The sequence below is a fragment of the Mesorhizobium sp. P2_E10 genome (assembly GCF_056404235.1).
Genome location: NZ_JBFUEK010000024.1, coordinates 37,536 through 54,225, shown reverse-complemented (window position 1 = coordinate 54,225; position 16,690 = coordinate 37,536). Strand labels below are relative to the sequence as shown.

At 59.5% G+C, this 16,690-nt stretch carries 14 protein-coding genes; 5 read left to right on the top strand and 9 right to left on the bottom strand.

Going from position 1 to position 16,690, the window contains the following annotated elements; translation table 11 throughout:
• Positions 1 to 60 precede the first annotated feature (60 nt).
• From AC1D0N_RS29900 to AC1D0N_RS29890, 3 genes are all read left to right on the top strand, one after another.
• Positions 61 to 468 carry a hypothetical protein gene (locus AC1D0N_RS29900; RefSeq protein WP_477250001.1) on the top strand — a complete coding sequence of 136 codons (408 nt, stop codon included), beginning with the start codon at positions 61 to 63 and terminating at the stop codon, positions 466 to 468.
• Complete coding sequence (locus tag AC1D0N_RS29895) at positions 465 to 2,690, top strand: relaxase/mobilization nuclease domain-containing protein (RefSeq protein ID WP_477249999.1); 2,226 nt, start codon at positions 465 to 467, stop codon at positions 2,688 to 2,690. The genes AC1D0N_RS29900 and AC1D0N_RS29895 overlap by 4 nt, the downstream gene beginning before the upstream one ends.
• A gap of 737 nt (positions 2,691 to 3,427) precedes the next feature.
• Positions 3,428 to 3,607 (top strand): hypothetical protein, encoded by a 180-nt coding sequence (locus tag AC1D0N_RS29890; RefSeq protein WP_477249997.1) that lies wholly within the window; start codon positions 3,428 to 3,430, stop codon positions 3,605 to 3,607.
• A gap of 721 nt (positions 3,608 to 4,328) precedes the next feature.
• On the opposite strand, the gene AC1D0N_RS29885 is transcribed toward AC1D0N_RS29890, so the two are convergent.
• Complete coding sequence (locus AC1D0N_RS29885; protein ID WP_477249996.1) at positions 4,329 to 5,264, bottom strand: ImmA/IrrE family metallo-endopeptidase; 936 nt, start codon at positions 5,262 to 5,264, stop codon at positions 4,329 to 4,331.
• 240 nt (positions 5,265 to 5,504) lie between these two features.
• Between AC1D0N_RS29885 and AC1D0N_RS29880 the strand changes: the two genes are divergently transcribed.
• Entirely contained in the window at positions 5,505 to 5,648 is a 144-nt protein-coding gene (locus AC1D0N_RS29880; RefSeq protein WP_477249994.1) for a hypothetical protein, read from the top strand.
• A 443-nt stretch (positions 5,649 to 6,091) separates the two neighbouring features.
• Here AC1D0N_RS29880 and AC1D0N_RS29875 read toward each other — a convergent pair whose 3' ends face one another.
• Positions 6,092 to 6,238: a hypothetical protein gene (locus tag AC1D0N_RS29875; RefSeq protein WP_477249992.1), complete on the bottom strand. Its 147-nt coding sequence runs from the start codon at positions 6,236 to 6,238 to the stop codon at positions 6,092 to 6,094.
• Positions 6,239 to 6,560: 322 nt separating this feature from the next.
• On the opposite strand from AC1D0N_RS29875, the gene AC1D0N_RS29870 reads away from it, so the two are divergent.
• Positions 6,561 to 8,174: a hypothetical protein gene (locus AC1D0N_RS29870; protein WP_477249991.1), complete on the top strand. Its 1,614-nt coding sequence runs from the start codon at positions 6,561 to 6,563 to the stop codon at positions 8,172 to 8,174.
• 324 nt (positions 8,175 to 8,498) lie between these two features.
• Here the strand turns inward: AC1D0N_RS29870 and AC1D0N_RS29865 are convergent, their stop codons facing one another.
• The 7 genes from AC1D0N_RS29865 to AC1D0N_RS29835 all read right to left on the bottom strand — a co-directional run bounded on the left by AC1D0N_RS29865 (position 8,499) and on the right by AC1D0N_RS29835 (position 16,684).
• Entirely contained in the window at positions 8,499 to 10,646 is a 2,148-nt protein-coding gene (locus tag AC1D0N_RS29865) for a type IV secretory system conjugative DNA transfer family protein (protein ID WP_477249989.1), read from the bottom strand.
• A gap of 12 nt (positions 10,647 to 10,658) precedes the next feature.
• Complete coding sequence (virB11, locus tag AC1D0N_RS29860; RefSeq protein ID WP_477249988.1) at positions 10,659 to 11,684, bottom strand: P-type DNA transfer ATPase VirB11; 1,026 nt, start codon at positions 11,682 to 11,684, stop codon at positions 10,659 to 10,661.
• Complete coding sequence (gene virB10 / locus AC1D0N_RS29855) at positions 11,681 to 13,144, bottom strand: type IV secretion system protein VirB10 (RefSeq protein WP_477249986.1); 1,464 nt, start codon at positions 13,142 to 13,144, stop codon at positions 11,681 to 11,683. Before virB10 ends, virB11 begins: the two co-directional genes overlap by 4 nt.
• Positions 13,144 to 13,941 carry a TrbG/VirB9 family P-type conjugative transfer protein gene (locus tag AC1D0N_RS29850; RefSeq protein WP_477249984.1) on the bottom strand — a complete coding sequence of 266 codons (798 nt, stop codon included), beginning with the start codon at positions 13,939 to 13,941 and terminating at the stop codon, positions 13,144 to 13,146. The genes virB10 and AC1D0N_RS29850 overlap by 1 nt, the downstream gene beginning before the upstream one ends.
• Positions 13,938 to 14,657 (bottom strand): VirB8 family type IV secretion system protein, encoded by a 720-nt coding sequence (locus AC1D0N_RS29845; RefSeq protein ID WP_477249982.1) that lies wholly within the window; start codon positions 14,655 to 14,657, stop codon positions 13,938 to 13,940. Before AC1D0N_RS29845 ends, AC1D0N_RS29850 begins: the two co-directional genes overlap by 4 nt.
• A 66-nt stretch (positions 14,658 to 14,723) precedes the next feature.
• A complete protein-coding gene (locus tag AC1D0N_RS29840) occupies positions 14,724 to 15,767 on the bottom strand; it encodes a TrbL/VirB6 family protein (RefSeq protein ID WP_477249980.1) in 1,044 nt (347 codons plus the stop codon).
• A gap of 182 nt (positions 15,768 to 15,949) precedes the next feature.
• Complete coding sequence (locus AC1D0N_RS29835; RefSeq protein WP_095776133.1) at positions 15,950 to 16,684, bottom strand: type IV secretion system protein; 735 nt, start codon at positions 16,682 to 16,684, stop codon at positions 15,950 to 15,952.
• Between the last annotated feature and the right edge of the window lie 6 nt (positions 16,685 to 16,690).

The following is a 16,690-nucleotide window of genomic DNA, read 5'->3' as shown; positions in this document are numbered from 1 at the left end:
ACACACAAAATAGGCGGCGCGGCCCTCGCGGGCCTTAGCGCCCGCAAGCGGGCTTGAGAGATGGATGCAGACGCCCAGAAAGCAGCGGTCAAGAGCGCGTCACGACGCTATGGTGAGGTGACGCACATCCGGTTTTCGGCTGGCGAACTGGCCGGCCTCAAAGCCATTGCGGAGCGGGACGGCGTAACGGTCAGCGAGGTCGTCCGGCGTCTGGTGCGGGCAGAGGCCGGGCATCTGCCTATTGCCTCAGAGGCGTTGCGACCGGCGATTGTGGACATGGCCGATCAGCTGCGGCGCGTCGGCGTCAATTTCAATCAGGCGGTGCGCGCCATGAACGACGGCCGTGTTGCCCAGGATGAGGATCTTGAGCAGGCGCTGATCGCCGTGGGCGACCTTGTCCGGCAGTTCCGAGAGGAACTGAAGGCGATGACTGGCGGGTCCCGCAAGGCGAGGGGGCCTAGGCCATGAGCGGTCGTCTTGCTGGCTACGCGGCCGAAATCGAACGCTACCTGCGGGGCGAGTCCGGTGTGAAGCGTGAGGAGCTGGATGACGACAAGTCCGCGATGAGCGCACGACGCGAGGCCGGTGAATTCCAGGTGATGAAGCGGATCGGTGGCGGCGGCCTTAGGCAAGGACCAGCCCGCTCGACGCTAGGTGCCGGCAGGAACGCCCCTCGTTCGTCGCCGGGTGCGACAGGAGTTGTGGGAGGCTCCGTCCCCAGCGGCGCTCCGAAATCCGCGACGGCTGCTGCGACCTCCAGCGCGCCGATCATGGTYTATGGCGCCACGCTCGCCGGTTTCCGGCCGGAAGAGGAGGAGGAAGAAGACTGGAAGCGGCGCGGCGGGGGCGGCGGTCGTGGTGCGGGTCGCGCGAGCGCTACAGGCCGAGCGGCGCGGGCGGGCTATCAGGCGCGGGCCGTAGCGGCGAGGGCAGGCTACGCGGCGGGTGCGCAGCCTGCTGTGTTTAAAGTCATGCCCAATCCTCCGTCGACCAGGGAAGCCGCCGCGCGGCTGCTGAATTACATAGGGAAGCGGGAAGGCGAAAAAGGCGAGAAACACGACATCGAGATTTTTGACGAGGATGGGCAGGTCCTAGCGACGGGCGGCGCAAGAAAGGCGTTCCTGGAAAAGTTTTGCGAGACGTTCGAACCGCCCTTGGAAAATACCAATTTTATCGAAGTTCGTTTCCATCTCGCCGGCGAGGTCACCGATGTCGCCTTGAGCGAGGCCTTGAACAAGGCCTTCGGTTCGAAACCGTTCATCTATGCTCAGGACGGACAGACGGTGCAGGTTTACGCACACACGGACGAGCGGGCCGGACCGCTTGCGAGAGTCCTGGCCGGTGGTCGGGAGAATTCGCGCAGCAAGGCGCTCGACAAGATCGAGGCGCGGTTGTCTGAAGCGATGGGCGCGGCGGGGGTGGTCGCCAAGGCAGAGGTGATGGCGGCCGTCAGCCGTGAACCCAAAGCGAAATATTTCCTGCAGAAGTTCATCCGCAACCACAGCCACGTCCGCCACGCAAATGGCGAGCCCGTGCCTTGGGTGAAGAATTCCACGAAGGCGGCGGCTTCGGTCTATGATCAATGGCGCCCGCAGTTTTCGGGGCGTGAACGCCGCAATGCCTATCACCTACTTTTCTCCGCAAAGGCCGGCACCGATGCCAACGCCGTCATGGCCGCGGCGCGAGCCGTGATGGAGGAGCGCGCGCCAGGATACAAGTTTGTCCTGGCGCATCACAAGGACACCCAGCACGTCCATATCCATGCGATGGTGCAGGCGCGCTCTGCCGACGGTGAGCGCCTGAAATTCTACAAGCCAGATCTTGTCGCCTGGCGCGAGACCTTTGCGGAAAAGGCACGCGAGAACGGCATTGCGATGGTGGCGACGCGGCGCATGGATCATGCGATGACGCGGCCCTTCACGAAGGAGCATGCCGGAGCTTACAGCCGCGCCCAGAGCGATCCGCGCTATCAAGTCAGCGCCAGGACAATCGAGCGGGTGGAGGCCAAGCGGCAACGCCGTTTGGATGGACTGTCCCTTGTCGTGAACGGCGATGCAATCGCTGCCGCATGGCAAAAGACTGTGACGACGATGCGGACCGCGGGCGTAGTCGGTCAGGCTCTCACGGCAGCGGAGTCGATCGGCAACAATTTTCTGCAGTTCCGTCGCGATCGAGCAGGGGAGGGGCAACCAGGTCCTGCCGCGGGGCGCGGAGCTGATCAATCGGGGCAGAAGTCTTTCCTGTCCCATCCCGGTATGAGAGAATTGAATGCACTGATAGGAGATTTGAACATGGCGCAAACCCCCTTGGAAATGCGGCGTCAGATGGCCCGCGTCAATCAGGCTCTCGACAACATGCGCGAGACGCTGCCGCCGGCGCATCAAGGACAGTTCGAACAGTATCGTGAAGAGGTCAACGACAAGATGCACGAGCGTCTCGCGCGGCTGCAATTCGAGCGGCAGCAGCAGCGTCGTGGTGGTGGCGGTGGCGAGCCGATCCCCGAGCGCGAGGCGCGAGGGCGAGACCTCCCAACTCGGGACGATCCCCGCGAGCCAGAGCAGCCGCGCACAGGCACCGAGCAGGAAAAGGTGAAAGCCAAGCAGAAGGACGCGAACAAGCAGAAGACTCAGCAGGCTGAAGAGCAGGACCGCAAGACCCAGCGCTCGAATGATAACGATTACGAGCGCTGAGCAAAGTCGACATCTCACCCCAGCCGAATGTGCTAACTACTTCAAAGCCGCAGGATATGAACCGGATCAAACAGGACTTGCTCTAGGCCATTTGAGAAGACCAAAACACCAGAGGTTGTGTGGGGTCGACCACAGCCGACCTTGTGTCGGGGGCTCCCAATGCTCGCTTATATATCAAGCGAACGACCAGGCCGAGGTATCCAACCTGCAGAAGGGCCAGTGCAAGGATAGTCCATCCGAGCGCCGCCCAGACGGATCCGGTTCCAAGGTAAGCCCAGATCGCGACCATGGTCGTTGTTGCAGACATCCCCACCAGAAACTGCGGAAAGTACATGCTTTGCCCAGCCGATCTCGGAACCTTCGCGGTTCGAGAACGAACCCCTTTTTGCCCTATGTCCCGCCACCAAGGTTTCACTAATTTGGCAATTACGCAATTATCCGGTTTCAAGTATCGGTGCAGCACGACGTCGCATCGCCTTGCGCCGCTTGTCCGGAGTCACGGCGTGGTTTGTTAAAGCCAGTTGTCCTAGTGGCCGGCGGGCCGATGGGGCTCGCGGGTCGAGGCGATATTATTTCATGGCCGCGCAAATTCCTCGCTGGCGATTATCGGCCGCACATTGTCGATCAACCGCTATGATCGGCTGGCGAGAGTTCCGTGTAACGTGAATTTAGCTTCAGCTAATAAATCCGCTCTGCTAAGCTTACTTGTGGGGAGCCAAGGGACGGAGCGTTTCCCAATGGAAGCAACCGAATTGGAGGTGATCAGCGAGACTCTGATGCGGATCGTGACTCCAGATATGACGCCCAAGCAATTTGATCCGGGCGGCACGGAGAGAGCATCCGAACGCGTCAAAGAAGGACATCGCCCGCGCGACATTCTTTTCGACATAGCCGAGCGTGTAGACGACGGCTCTTGATCAGGAGCATGGCGCTTGCGTCCAACCAATGCCGACCGAATGGCAATCCGCGAGCAACAGATTGAGGTTTGCCACGACATGTTCGAATGGGAAGCGCACACGATTGGGGCGCTGCCGTACAGTTCGCGCATTTCTCTGCCGATATCATCGAGAATACAAGCGCGTGATCGCCACTCTGCAACTTATTGCGGACGGGCTGAGAAACCTCGAAACCAGCGAATGAAACAGGCGTCGCGCGATAGGCCAACTCCTATACGCGTTACCCGCAATGCATTGGAGAAAGCCGCGTGCCGTCGAGATCCTTCGAGAAGGACGTTCAGATACCGCTACAGTATCTTGCTGCAGCGACCTTGGTGCATTGGCAGGAGATCCCCGAAGCGGTGCGCAGCGCGATTGTCGAGACGGCGACAAGCGGTGCATTCCCCGACTTGCCGCGCACCACCTCATTGCATGAACAAAATCGCGCGGCTTGTCCGCTACAGTGGGGAGAACCGCGACTAGTGCCCGCCGGACCTAGAAGCCAAGAGGCGCCGAAAACTGTGAGGACGACGTCACTGCGATGCGGTCGGGAAGACAAAGCCGTCCGACCAAATGGAAAAAGACCGGCGCGAGGCACCCCAGAGGCTGGCGCCTTCGATCCTTCCAAGACTGGCCAATCAGGGGGCGAAAAGCTTCCTCTGCAGTAATCGGAAACCGGGTAACGACGCATTGTAAAACGTCATTAGGGTTTGGCGAGGCTCACTTTCTTTCCAATATGATCGCGCCATAGCCCTAGCCGCTTTATTCGATATTCAACAAGTTCCGGTGACGTCCCGAAGAAGGACGCGATCTCGGGAGCACTCTTGCCATCCGAGACCATTCGCTTAATCGCATCTCTTGGAAGCAAAGTGGCCGATGCCAGGAAATAGGCGTCATGTTCTTCAGCGCTATCATATGTCCGACCGAAAGAGCCAGCGATCTTAGCTATCTTGGTTAGCTTATGACCGGCAAGAATGTGCCAATATTCTTCAAGTAGCGTTACTCTTTGCCTCTCAACGGTGTGGTAGTCGTTTAGGAAGACAACCCAGCTATCCTGATCAGCACTTAAGGGAACGCTCATCGCGGACCACTCATTGCGCGAAGGTCCAGCAAGAGTGTTTCTTGTCCGTCCCGGAATACAAGATGAGTTTTGCAGTCGCTCAACCGTGACCGAATCAACGACCAAATAGAATGGATCCAGTGGATCGTTCTTCTTCAATCCTAAGTCCCTTCGGAAATCTTCGGCTGCCTGCTCCAGTTCCTCCTTAGACATTTCGATAACGTCCCCATCTGTCGGCGCGCCGCCCGGTTCTGTTATGTCACCCTTAGCGTAGTGCTGACGAAGACACACGGCTGCCTGCAACAGGGTTTGTACGGTCCCGGAGGACGCGTTCTTTCCGGCTCGGAAGTGGACGAATGCCACCCGGTCAAAGCCAAGCTCGTGTTCGTCGGCGTCCGGGCCGAGCCACTCGAGCAGCCTAATCTTGGAATTGTTGTCGGGCGATCCATCGCCCCGCTCGATGCGGGCCAGGGTGGAGAAGCTGATCCCCACAATCCCCGACAGTGCTCTTATACTAAGACCTTCGCGTTCGCGCTTCTCGCGGACCGCTCCGACGAGTTTTTTTTCGAATTCGTCCATGTTCACCAATTGTGCGATCAGCACACCTTGACACACTTCGCCCCGTTATGCATCCTGTGCTGGTGACACAGACTCGCACATCGGTAAGCAAAATGGAAGAGTTGTTGACCGACGATGCGCGGGCTGAGTTGCAGCGGATTGGCGATGGTTTGGACGCGCGCCAGCCCGTGGAGGTGTGGGACGGGGGAATCGTAATTCTCAGCCCACAGCCCACATCAACGCCTGTCCAGGAGAAAAGCAATGAACAACAGCAAAGAGCGGGAGGACCCGCAGCCCGAGCACGGCAAGGGTCCACCCGACGGCAAAGGTCGTCCGATCGATCACGGCCGCCCCGTGCCGGATCACGGATCGTCGGCCTCGCCGGCAACTACGCCGGGCAGCTAGAGAATGTGCAATGGGCATACCCCGGCGCAACTCTCCTCCCCGATGACCATGGAGTATGGCTTCTCGCTCGTAGCCAAGTGATAGATGGCTTAGCGCGAGAAGCCATATTCCTTATTGCCTTACCAGAAACCCCAGCGGTCGAGCCGCGAGGATGGGCGTTCTGGGAGCAAGATGGGCTAGTCGAATGGATCGGCCCGCGACATACCAATTTTCCTGATGGCTCGGTGTGCGCTTATCACCCGATGCTCGACAAGGCTTGGTCGCCTGGCGGCGACTTGCGCACGTTGCTCGACCTCTACAGCGTTTGGTCGCTCCGTCATCTCCACTTGGCGGTATTTGATCGGTGGCCGGGACGCCAGTATGCGATGCCTGATGAACTGGGCCAATCTGATCCCTATTATCGGCTGACTCAGTTTAAGGAGGCCGAGCTTTGCAGCTGCGGATCAAATCGGCGCTATGGCGAATGCTGCCGGCCGCATGACCTGAAACTGCCCTTCCTGTCGATTCTGCACGCCTTCAAAAGGCGTAATCTCGGTCTCGGCATCCTTGATCGAGCGCCCCCCGCCGAAATTGCAGCGTTGATCGCCCAAGGAGGACAAAATCCTCCACCCCCCATGTTGGAGGTTCACTCTACTCTGCGGGCGCATGGCGCGGACGTCAGCGGGAATCCTTAGCTCTACATCCCCTAAGCGACGCACGATTGGGTCAGAGCTTATCGAGGTAGCCGGAGATGTAGTCGCCCGCTGCCCCCAAATCTTCGTGGCAATGTTTGTTTAGGGCACCCGCCTCTTCCCAGCGTGCGCTGGACTGCTCACGCTAAGTGCTGCTACGGCGCAGGCAAACACAGCCCAATTTTTCATAACCCCCACTAAGTATCGTGGCTGCTGTGCTTTTGACTAGGAATCTCATACCTTGATACAGCAGGGCGGGCTCGAACAAAATATGGCTGATTCACCGAAACAAATGCTCGCGCTCAGAAAGCACAAAAGCACGCGGGAGCGGCTGCTTAGGAACCTCTCGAACGTCAACGACTTCGGGACCTTGAAGATATTATGGGCGGTTAACGCTCTTCAGTCGGACAATCCACCAGACGTTAGGCCCTTCCTTGCCTACCCAGACAGCGCTGCAGGCGCGCGCTTAGGGAATAACCAATTCATGCCGAAATGGGAATTGGAGAACCTGCTGCTGCTCCTACTGTCAACTCCCAAGACCTTGTCCAATCGGGTTGCGCCCGAGGAAACCTACCAGAAATTTGACACCGCCAGGATGCTCATCAATCTCCTCAAAGCAGCCGAGGCAGCCGAGGAGACCCGGCTCATCGACAATTCCAACATCCTCAACTTCATGCAGAAGCTGGGCCACAAGCAGTTCGCATGGCAACGCGGGTTTTTCAGCATCGAGCGCATGTACCGCTACTACTACGTTTACGGGCAGGGGAATTGCGCCAGCTACTTCGAAGCCCAGCACGGCTTGACCATGGATGAGTTCGCAATGAGTTGCTTGGCACTGCATGTTCAGACCTTTCGCGTGCCGTGGAATAAACCGCCAGACGCGTCGGCCTTGAAGCCCATGCGGCCTGAAGCCATTGGACTGACGCTGGATTTGATTTCGAAGGAGCTAACCGACCAACGCAGCGAAGCACAGGCCCGCATTCATGAGCTGACGCAGAACAGTGAGTGGCGGGTTTCCTACCTGCCGAGCACGCTCAGGTTCCACCCCATTATCTCATCGTCACTGATGGACAGGTACATTGCCCCCCTGCCGCAGCTCATAATGTTTCGCGCGACGTCGGGGCTCTATTATGATCTGGTGAGCGGCCCGCAATCTCTAATTGCGGAGGCGACCGACCGTTTTGAGGCGTATGGTAAGAAGCTCATCGAGGCGAGGTGCCCGCGCTTTAGCGTGATGCGTGAGAGCGAGTATGGGCCGAAGYTGACCCGGGCGCGAACGCCCGATTTGCTCCTCAAGGACGAGGGCACTATCAAGGTGGTGTTTGAATGCAAGGCCACCAAGCTCACGTTTGCCGCCCAATATGCGGATGACCCGCTTGCGCAGGCCCCCAAGGGGTTTAGCCAGATTGCCAAGGGCATGTCGCAGCTTTGGAAATTCTTCTCCAGGGCGCGCCGGCGGATTTATAGCGACGAGACGGTGGCGCCAGATGCTTATGGCGTCATTCTCACCATGGACAGCTGGTTCCACCTTGAGGACAACCAGCTGCCTGCTTTAAGGGCAGAGGCGGAGGCCCTACTTGTGGATGAGCCTGACATGCTGCCCGAAGACAAGCGCGACGTTATCTTCTGCTCAATCGGGGAGCTGGACGACTTGCTGGCCGTTTCGACCGAGGATGAGGTCTTGGAAACGCTGGCCAAGACGCGCCTACCCGAGTTTCGGGCATGGCAGCTCACGACCATCAGAAATCCGGGATATGCCTTGACGTTGCCGGCGAGGAAGTTCCCATTCAAGGTCGGCGAGGTTATACCATTGTGGGGTGCGATGCATAAGGCCAACGGTCGCGAGGACACCTAGACCCCCTTGTGCAGGATACGGACGTCATCATTATCCTTGCAGGATGTGCGGTGCTGAGCGTTACAATATTCTGCGGTATGCCGTCGTATGGATGTATCGGCGTGTGCGGCGAGGCATTGAAGTTGTTTTAGCCGTCGCCTTTGGTCTTGCGGGGCTCGGCTCCTTCTTTGGCAAACCTGAAAGGATCTCCTCAACAACGCGGAGCGGGAGCGAGAGTCAAGTCCCGGGGGCGGAGGGTATCTCTGGCACCGCTTTACGTGGCGTCTGGCGCATCAAAAATGCGGCCGGGAGCTAGCTGTCGGCGATCGCCGTAGATTGCTAGGGCTAATCGACTAGATCAGGCAAAGCATCTTCGACGATGCTGAGATTTCGATCGAAAGTCTCGGTGTCGGCTGCGTTGGCGCGCAGAGACCGCACCTTGTTCAGGATGGCCGCAACCGCCGCTTCTTTGTCGGGCGCTATGCGTGTCGTGACCGCCTTGGCCGCCAAAGCGGAAAAATCCACGACGGCATAGGGTGGCACAGCTGCAGCGTCTGTCGCTTTCAGTCGTTCTTTTGCTATTGCGCGCCGGCCTGGAGGCGGTGCTATGCGGCCTGCTTTCGCGGCAAATGTCGCGCCGCGCCGCAGACGGGCCTGCATGAGACCGGAGCGGTACGGCGGTGCTGTCGGCACAATCGCCGGGACAACAGGAGGTGGAACGACCGCGGAAGTTTCCAATGCAGGGCTTTTGGTGTGCGAAGCGTCGGTAGAGGCGGGCAGGGGCATTAACGCGCGTTTGGCGAGCTGACCGTCGGCGAAATAGAAATTGCGGGTGCCGAGGATCGGCAGTTCCCCACGCGGCAGTATGATGACCTTGTTCTTGTCGAGCGTACGGATTTCATCCGGCCGCATCAGGGGCCGCCGCACTTCCTTGCGGTGCTCGGAGCGCGTGTAATAAGTGTCGAACAACGTTGCCTTGGTGCGCGTCACGTCCTTTTGCACGTCCGACGTTTCGCCGAGCTGCTCGGAAACGTAGCGCAGATCATCGGCGTCCTGCGCGCCGAAAAAGATCTGCACGCGAGCAGCGTTGATGAGCGTCTTGCGCCCTTCCTGGCGATAGATCTCGTCTACTGCCTTCAGCGACTGCACGAAAAACCACATGGAAACCCCGTTGCCGCCAAGCACGCTCGCCATTTCGGTCACGTTCTCGAGCTTGCCGAGGTTCTGAAACTCGTCGAGCAGCACAAGCACCTGATGCTCGTCCGGACGCGGCATAGTTTCGGACATGAAGTTCATCATCTGCGTAATCAGGACGTTGAACAACGGTCCAAGCGACGTGATCTGCTCGCGCCGTACGTCGAGATAAAGAGAGATCCGGTCGCGCTTGAGCTTGCGAATATCGAACGTGCTGCGCGAGGTAGCTCGCATCAGGCGCTCGTTGAGAAAGGGGGCCATGCCGGTCCGCACACCGGCGTAGATTCCGGAAAACTGCCGCTCGGACATTTCGAAATATGGCAGCAGGGTTTGCAGCGTAAAATGCGAGCATTCGCGGCGGCGTTCCTCGCGTAGCGAGCCGATGAACTCCAGCAGCGGCTGCTCGGCGCCGTTCATTATCTCGAGGATTGTGGCAAAGGTCTTCTTCTCGTTCTGGATCGCAGGCGATTCCATGACGAAGGATGCTATGCCGGTAAAGAGGAGGCGGGCATCGTTGACCCAATAGGGATCCGCGTTCGAAGGGGGGCGCGGAAACAATGCCGCAGCGATGTTGCGAAGGTCGATGTCGCGCTGTGCTGAGTCCAGCGAGATGAAGTCCATCGGATTGTAGCATGCGGTATTGCCGTCCGGATCAGCCGGCGCGAAACGCACCACGCGGTTCATGGTCGAACGGTAACCAGCAGTCGCCGCATAGGTCTCGCCCCGCAGGTCGAGAACCACGAGCGAATGCGGCCAGGTCAAGGCGTTCGGGATGATGAGAGACGTGCCTTTACCGGAGCGCGGCGGCCCTATGACGAAGCCGCCGATATCATCGCCATCAATCCACAATTTCTTGCCGCCGATCAGCTTGCGCTGCGTCAAGTGGATCTTGCCGGAGCGCTGATCGCGGCCGGGCGACAGAATTTCTGCGAGCCTGCCGCCGGCTCGACCGACGAAGACGCCGCCCACTTTCGTCAGGCCGGTTCTCGATATGTCGCTCATGGTCATGAAGCGAGAGTCGTTGCGTTTTCTCGGACGCATGAGAAACAAGCTGACCAGTGGCAAGAGAAACCCAAAAAATCCCGCGGCAATGGCGTATTGCACCCGGTCAAAATTTCTCGCGGTCACGTCAGTCCAGGCCTGACGAACAACCGGCAAGGGATTAGCGTTCAGCTGGTCAAACAGGACGTGGGAGCCAGTCCGGTACCAATCTGTCGCGACATAGGCGACCGTGAAGAGCAGGGCGCCCATGGCCATCGCCATGAGCACCATAAAAATTGCTGTTGCGATTTTCTGCATGGATGGGCCTCGCTAGATCATCTCCGCCTTGGTGAACTTGATCTCGCTGATGCCGCGCCGGCCGCCTTCGGTGCGGTCCATCTGGACGACCACCGGAATGACCTCGCGCAGATAGTCGAGGATTTCGCTCCGTGAGAGCCCCGTGCTGCCCTGCATGACCATGAGCGCCAGCCGCTCGTAGGCGGACCGGGCGGAATTGGCATGAACGGTCGTGAGCGAACCCGGATGGCCGGTGTTGATCGCCTGCAGAAATGCGAAGGTTTCAGCGCCACGTAACTCGCCCAACAGCAGACGGTCGGGTCGCATGCGAAGCGAGGCTTCGAGAAGCTGTTGCGCGGAGACTTTGGCAAGGCCCTGGTCGCCCTTCGAGGCAATCAGGGTGACGTTGTTGGGAGCCGGCAGCCTCAGTTCGCGCGTGTCTTCGATCGTGATGATCCGTTCATGAGCCGGGATCTCCTTCAGGAGTGCATTCAAGAACGTCGTCTTACCAGTCGACGTGCCGCCTGAAACGACGATCGAGACGCGGTTGCGCACCGCATACTGCAGGAACTCCATCGGCGACGTGTCCTGCAACATCTCGACAAGCCGCTTTTCTTCGACCGACAGCGCCAGTGCGCTGCCCATCGCCGTGTTCTCGAATGCGCCGAGATCCTTGTAGGCATCAAGGCTCATATCTATGATGACCTGCTTGCGAATGGAAATCGCGCCGCCTTCAGGAGCTGCTGGCGGCAAGATGCATTGGATGCGCTCGCCTGAGGGTAGTGCTGCCGACAGGACCGGCTTTTCTTCGTTGATAACCTGATTTGTCGCCGACGCGACGCCCGTCGAGATGTTGCGGATCCACCCGGGCGTGACCTCGCGCTTGACGACGTGCTCCATTTCCTTACCGCCGAGGCGTTCGATGAACAGTTCACCCGGCCTGTTGATCGCAATCTCGGAAACCGAGTCTTCGTTCAAATAGGACCATATTGGCTCCAGATGAGCGCGCAGGACCGGGGCTCTTGCCCAAGGGTCGGGGAGGGGATGCACGGCGTTCATTTCACCGGGCTCCCATAGCCGGGATAAAAATGATCCTTTGGCGTCGCGTAGAGAGGCGTCGGATCGATCGAGGTCTTCGGCCGTCCACCTGCCTTCAGGCGCGCCACTTCTTCCTGAACGGGATCGGCGTACAAATCCGAGAAATCGAGATCTCGCCGCACCAGCACGACCACCGATGTGCCTTGGTCGACATAGACTGTCGGGCCAATGTTCTGCGTGTCGCGAAACGCCTCTTGCGCGAGTTGCTGCAGGGCGGTCGATGACTTATCGAACGCGATGCCGCGGGCGTCGCGCTGCGAACCATTGCCACCATAAGTTACGGTCGTGGTCTCACCGGTTACGGGATCGGTCGTCGACACCTGGCGCTGTTGTCCATCCTGGCTGCTGTCGCCAAGCGAGGACAGATATTCAGAGACACCGCCAACAACGGAAAGCATGATGGCGTTGCCGTACCGTTCAGCCCAGTGCGTATCGACTCGGCCGCCCATGCCACCCCGGCCGAGCGCGTCTGCACCGGGCGACTTGATATCGACGGAAATGCCATCCGACCGTATGACCCTGTTCCAGACGATGAACACACGCTTTTGTCCACGCGCAAGCCCCGAGCGATATTCACCGGTCAGGCGCGAGCCCTTCGGAATGAGAATCCGCCTGCCGTCGAGCGAAAAGACATCCTCCCGCACGACAGCGCGCACCGCGCCGGGAAGGTCGGTGTTAACAGCGGTTTCCAAATAGCCGCGAAGGATCGTTCCTTCAGGGATCAACGCATCGGTACGCCGGAAGACCCTGGCTTTGACGATGCTGGAAGAGCTTGCCTCGGACTGCGCCAGGAATGCCTTGTTGGGGTCACTGTCGGCGCCGGGGACCGGGATGATCTGACCGTCGGGCGCGATTTCGGCCTGTGCCGCCTGGGCGCCGGTATCCGTCGAGCCGGTTTCACCATTTGTCACCATCTGGTTGGATCGTAGGCGTTCCCACACGGCCTTTTCATGCTCGGCGGCCTCAGCCTTGCGGCGCGCCTCGTCATCAGCCTCGGCCTTGCGGCGCGCTTCTTCCGCCTCGGCCTTGCGGCGAGCTTCCTCGGCCGCCATTTGTGCTTCCAGCGCCCGCCGCTGCGCATCGAGATCCGCGCCCTCCTGCACTGTCTGATCGACGTTGTCGGCTTGTTGCGTGGCCTTCTGGTCGTCAGCCGGTGGCGGCACCACGATCTGGTCGATCGTGCCGTCGGCCGGTTGCGGCGGCTCGTTCAACGCCGGCGGGCGAAACTCCGGCGGGTTGAAGTTTTCCTCGCCATCGCTGCGAAGATCGCGCGATACCGTCTCCCGAGGCCAGTTCAGCCATATCAGCGCGCCCACCAGCACCACGCCGAGGCCGACCAGGGCGATTTTGGTACCCACACCCGCACCGCGGCGCGCCACCGTCGGGCTGCCGTCCAGTTGGTTATAATCGATCTGCGTCATCACCGCCCTCCGCTGGACCCGAACAGGGTGGAACCACCTGTCAGTTTCGTTGGACCGTAGACCTGCTCGACTGGATCGATAGCGTTGGGTCGAGCCCGGTTGTAAAGGCAGAGTGTCTTGCCATCGGCTCGCAGGGTGAATTGCCGTGCCACCTTGTCGATGACGGTGTATTTGCCCTGAGTGCGAACGTTGACCAGCGACTCATGGCGCTTGTCGTCGACCACGAAAATCGCCGGAATGTCACCCTTGAACTCCAGAAACACCTTGGTGCCGTCGTCGAATACGGTGCGCGGCTTCAAGCTGTCATCGCCTTTGTACGCATAGTCGTAATTGAGATCGGCATAGTTCAGGTCCTTCAAATCCGGATCGGCGGCGCTCTCCTTGGCCTGTGAAAGCAGGTGCGCGTTGATATCCTCGTCCGGGTATTTGAACCGGACCTGGAACGATGCCCGGTCGCGGCTATTGTCAGTTGCCTGCAGCAGCAGGGAATAGACGCGCCGGTTGGTGACCACGTTGACGTTGGTCCACGCATCGCGCTCCAGCGGCTTGACAAACAGAAATCGCGATCCGCGTTTGGGGATGATCGACCAGCCTTTCGTGTCGCCGGCGGAGACGGTTTCGATGACTTCGGTCGGGCTGAGCTCGACCATCGTGGAAATGCCAAGAGCAGCACGCACCGAGGTCACGTCGTCATTGYTGAAGGTGACATATCGGATGCGGCCATCGCGCGCCGCCGCGCTATGGGTCGCGCAGAATAGAAGGGCGGCACAGAGCGCTAGCTTCACGCGCCGTCTCATTGCAGGCTCCCTGCGGCCGGTGCCGATTCCTGGTCGCGTCGGTAATCCGTAACCTGAAATCCCAACGGGTTGTCGAAACGCCATTCGTTCTTGAGCGGTGTTGAGGTGTAGCGGAATTTTATCACCGCCACCCAATTGTCGGCGGTGGATGAATTGTCCCGACGCGTGGTCGTAGCAAAGCGCACCGAGGCCGTGTTGCGATTGAGCAGGGAAACCGACTTGATCTCGACCGCCACGGTGACATTGCGGCCATAGGTCTTGTCCAACGATTGCGGATTTGCAGGCGTGAAAAGCCAAGTCAGATCCTTGGACGCTGCGTCGGTGGAGTAGAGCTGCGCCAGGTCGTAATTCTGTTTCAGCTCACGCGAATCGTAGGTTTCGCGCGCACGAATGTAGCGCACCAGATTTGCCGCCGTGACGGCCTCGTTCTGCGACAAATCTCCAGGCTTCAGCGCGCGCATGATCTCGAGGTAGCCCGTCGATTTGTCGACCTCGACAACGTACGGTTCGAACTGTCGGAGCGGCAGGATCAGCACGAGCGCCAGCAGCGAAAGTACCGCCACCAGTCCGGAAACGCCGCTGACGATCCAGGCCAATGTACGCGATCGCCGCATTGACCTGTGCGTGTCGTCTTCCCAGGTGGCGCCCGCCCTGTAATAGCGTCTGTCGACGAGCTCGCTGCCGCTGTTAGCGGCTGTTTCCGATGGAGTTGACACTTACTATTGCCTCGTTTGCGTGACGCATCCTGATCCAGGGCCGCGATCGATGATCGTTCGTGTGTTCTAGGCCAGAGGCCTGGCGTTATCGCGCACACCATGCTGGATGGCGGACCGAGCTGCGTCGTCCGCCCTTGCTGCTCGCGGGGATCGGAAGCTGTTTGCCACGAGCTGCCGGGCGCCCCGAGCGGCGCGGCCGGCGGCCCATCGTGCACCGGAGTAGCGCACGGCGTTTGTGCCGAAGTTTCTATAAGGGTTGTATGCGCCCACGGTGCTGAGATACCCGCCGCCATTCAGGATGGAAGCAATCGAGGGTATCTGCATGAGAACGTAGATCCCGATGATCGTCACCAGCACCAGGGGCAGCACCAGCGACATCTTGCTGTCCATACTCGCTCCACCTGATGTGGCGGTGTTCAGCGCCGCATTGACGAGCGAGAAGTAGAAACCGAGAAAGCCGTAGATCAGGATTTGCTGGATCATCAGGAAGGTGGTCAGCGAAAGAAAGCCTTCGCTCATGCGCGAGGACCATCGGTAAAGCCAAAGAATGATCCATATCGGCGCCAGGGCGAGCGTAATGAACAACATCACCTTGGCGGCGATAATCGCGGCAATGGCAAGCGCTGCGAAGATGATGGCCGACAGCAGGACGAGCAGCGACAAGAGCGCGCCAAAGATGTCATAGAAGGATCCGCTATACACCTGATTGGCGACGTCCTGGGCCCCTTTGTAGAGGTTGTCGATCAGCGCCGGAATTGCCGCCTGATCGCTGAGCTGATTGCCGGTGGCTCGCGACACGGCGCCGACGATGACCTTGCCGACCTCATCTGGAATGCTTTGGACAAGCTGATAGATCGTCGCGGAAAATGTGCCCCATCCGGTCAGCAGCAGATAGATGATGACGGCGCGACCGAGGCGATAGGCCGCTTCGAGCGGCGAAATCGACTCCCGCCCGCTCAGGATCGAATAGCCCCACCACACGATATAGAGGGTGAGCATGAGGGTGAAGACGTTGCCCATCGCATTGCCCAACTGCATATAGACGGTGCGGACGAAGTCCTCGCCGATGTTGTCAATGCCACCCAGAATGTTTGCGGCGAGACCGTTCATGGATCCTCGTCAATGATGCTGGCGAACGGCGTTGAATTGACCGGTTTTAGCGCGCCGCATTCGTCGGTGCGGGCATACGCCAAAGGCCCGCACGGCGCTTTCCGTTCGCGATTTGCGCATCCAAACAGCACTGCGCCGAGCCCAATTACAGCGCATATGCGCAGCACTCGCCTCGACAAGCGCTAGCCTCCGCTCTTGCCAAATTCCGCGAACGGATTGACGTTGCGCGGCGTCATCATCTTCTGGACTTGGCTCTGGCGAAGAAGGTCCCCCTTCAGCTTCTCATTCAGGGCCGCGACCGCGCCGTTCTGGACACCGATCAATTCGTTGACCGCGCGCGCATTTTCCAGCTGCATTCGGGTGTTCTGGTCCACCGATCCCTTGACGTCCTGTGACTGCCCGATCTGCCCACTCGCAGACTGGAGGGACTGTTGGCGCTGGGTGACACCCTGCGAAGCCTGCGAGGTCAATGCGCTTAGCAGCGAGGCCACATTGACGCTGCCGCCATAGGCCGTGTTGACGGCGCTGGTCTCCTTGCCGGCAATCTGCTGGAGCTGCTTCACCAGCTGGAGCCCATTGATGACGGCGCCTGCGATTTTCTGGATTTCGGGCGAAAGGCCACCAAACGAAAGAGCCCCGCCGTTCAGGATCGATCCGAACGAGGGAGCCTGGGCAATCGACATGTTGCCGCCAAGACCCATTTGTCCGATGCCGAGCGAACCGTCGCGACTGCCGCTGAGAGCCTGCAGGATCTCTTCACTCTTTTTCAGGATATCCTTGTTCGAATCCATGATGGAGTTGGTGTTGTCCGCATTCTTGCGGGCGACATCGAGATTGGCGCCATCAATGACCGCAATCTGTGCGTGGGCCGTGCTTGCCCAAAGCGCCAGACTGGCAGCAATCGCGAATTTTTTCATGTCAGC

Bases quoted from the DNA above. Each gene is read 5' to 3' on its own strand.
- AC1D0N_RS29900 (WP_477250001.1), top strand. From the start codon at position 61: ATGGATGCAGACGCCCAGAAAGCAGCGGTCAAGAGCGCGTCACGACGC.
- AC1D0N_RS29890 (WP_477249997.1), top strand. From the start codon at position 3,428: ATGGAAGCAACCGAATTGGAGGTGATCAGCGAGACTCTGATGCGGATC.
- AC1D0N_RS29885 (WP_477249996.1), bottom strand. From the start codon at position 5,264: ATGGACGAATTCGAAAAAAAACTCGTCGGAGCGGTCCGCGAGAAGCGC.
- AC1D0N_RS29880 (WP_477249994.1), top strand. From the start codon at position 5,505: ATGAACAACAGCAAAGAGCGGGAGGACCCGCAGCCCGAGCACGGCAAG.
- AC1D0N_RS29865 (WP_477249989.1), bottom strand. From the start codon at position 10,646: ATGCAGAAAATCGCAACAGCAATTTTTATGGTGCTCATGGCGATGGCC.
- virB11 (WP_477249988.1), bottom strand. From the start codon at position 11,684: ATGAACGCCGTGCATCCCCTCCCCGACCCTTGGGCAAGAGCCCCGGTC.
- virB10 (WP_477249986.1), bottom strand. From the start codon at position 13,144: ATGACGCAGATCGATTATAACCAACTGGACGGCAGCCCGACGGTGGCG.
- AC1D0N_RS29840 (WP_477249980.1), bottom strand. From the start codon at position 15,767: ATGAACGGTCTCGCCGCAAACATTCTGGGTGGCATTGACAACATCGGC.
- AC1D0N_RS29835 (WP_095776133.1), bottom strand. From the start codon at position 16,684: ATGAAAAAATTCGCGATTGCTGCCAGTCTGGCGCTTTGGGCAAGCACG.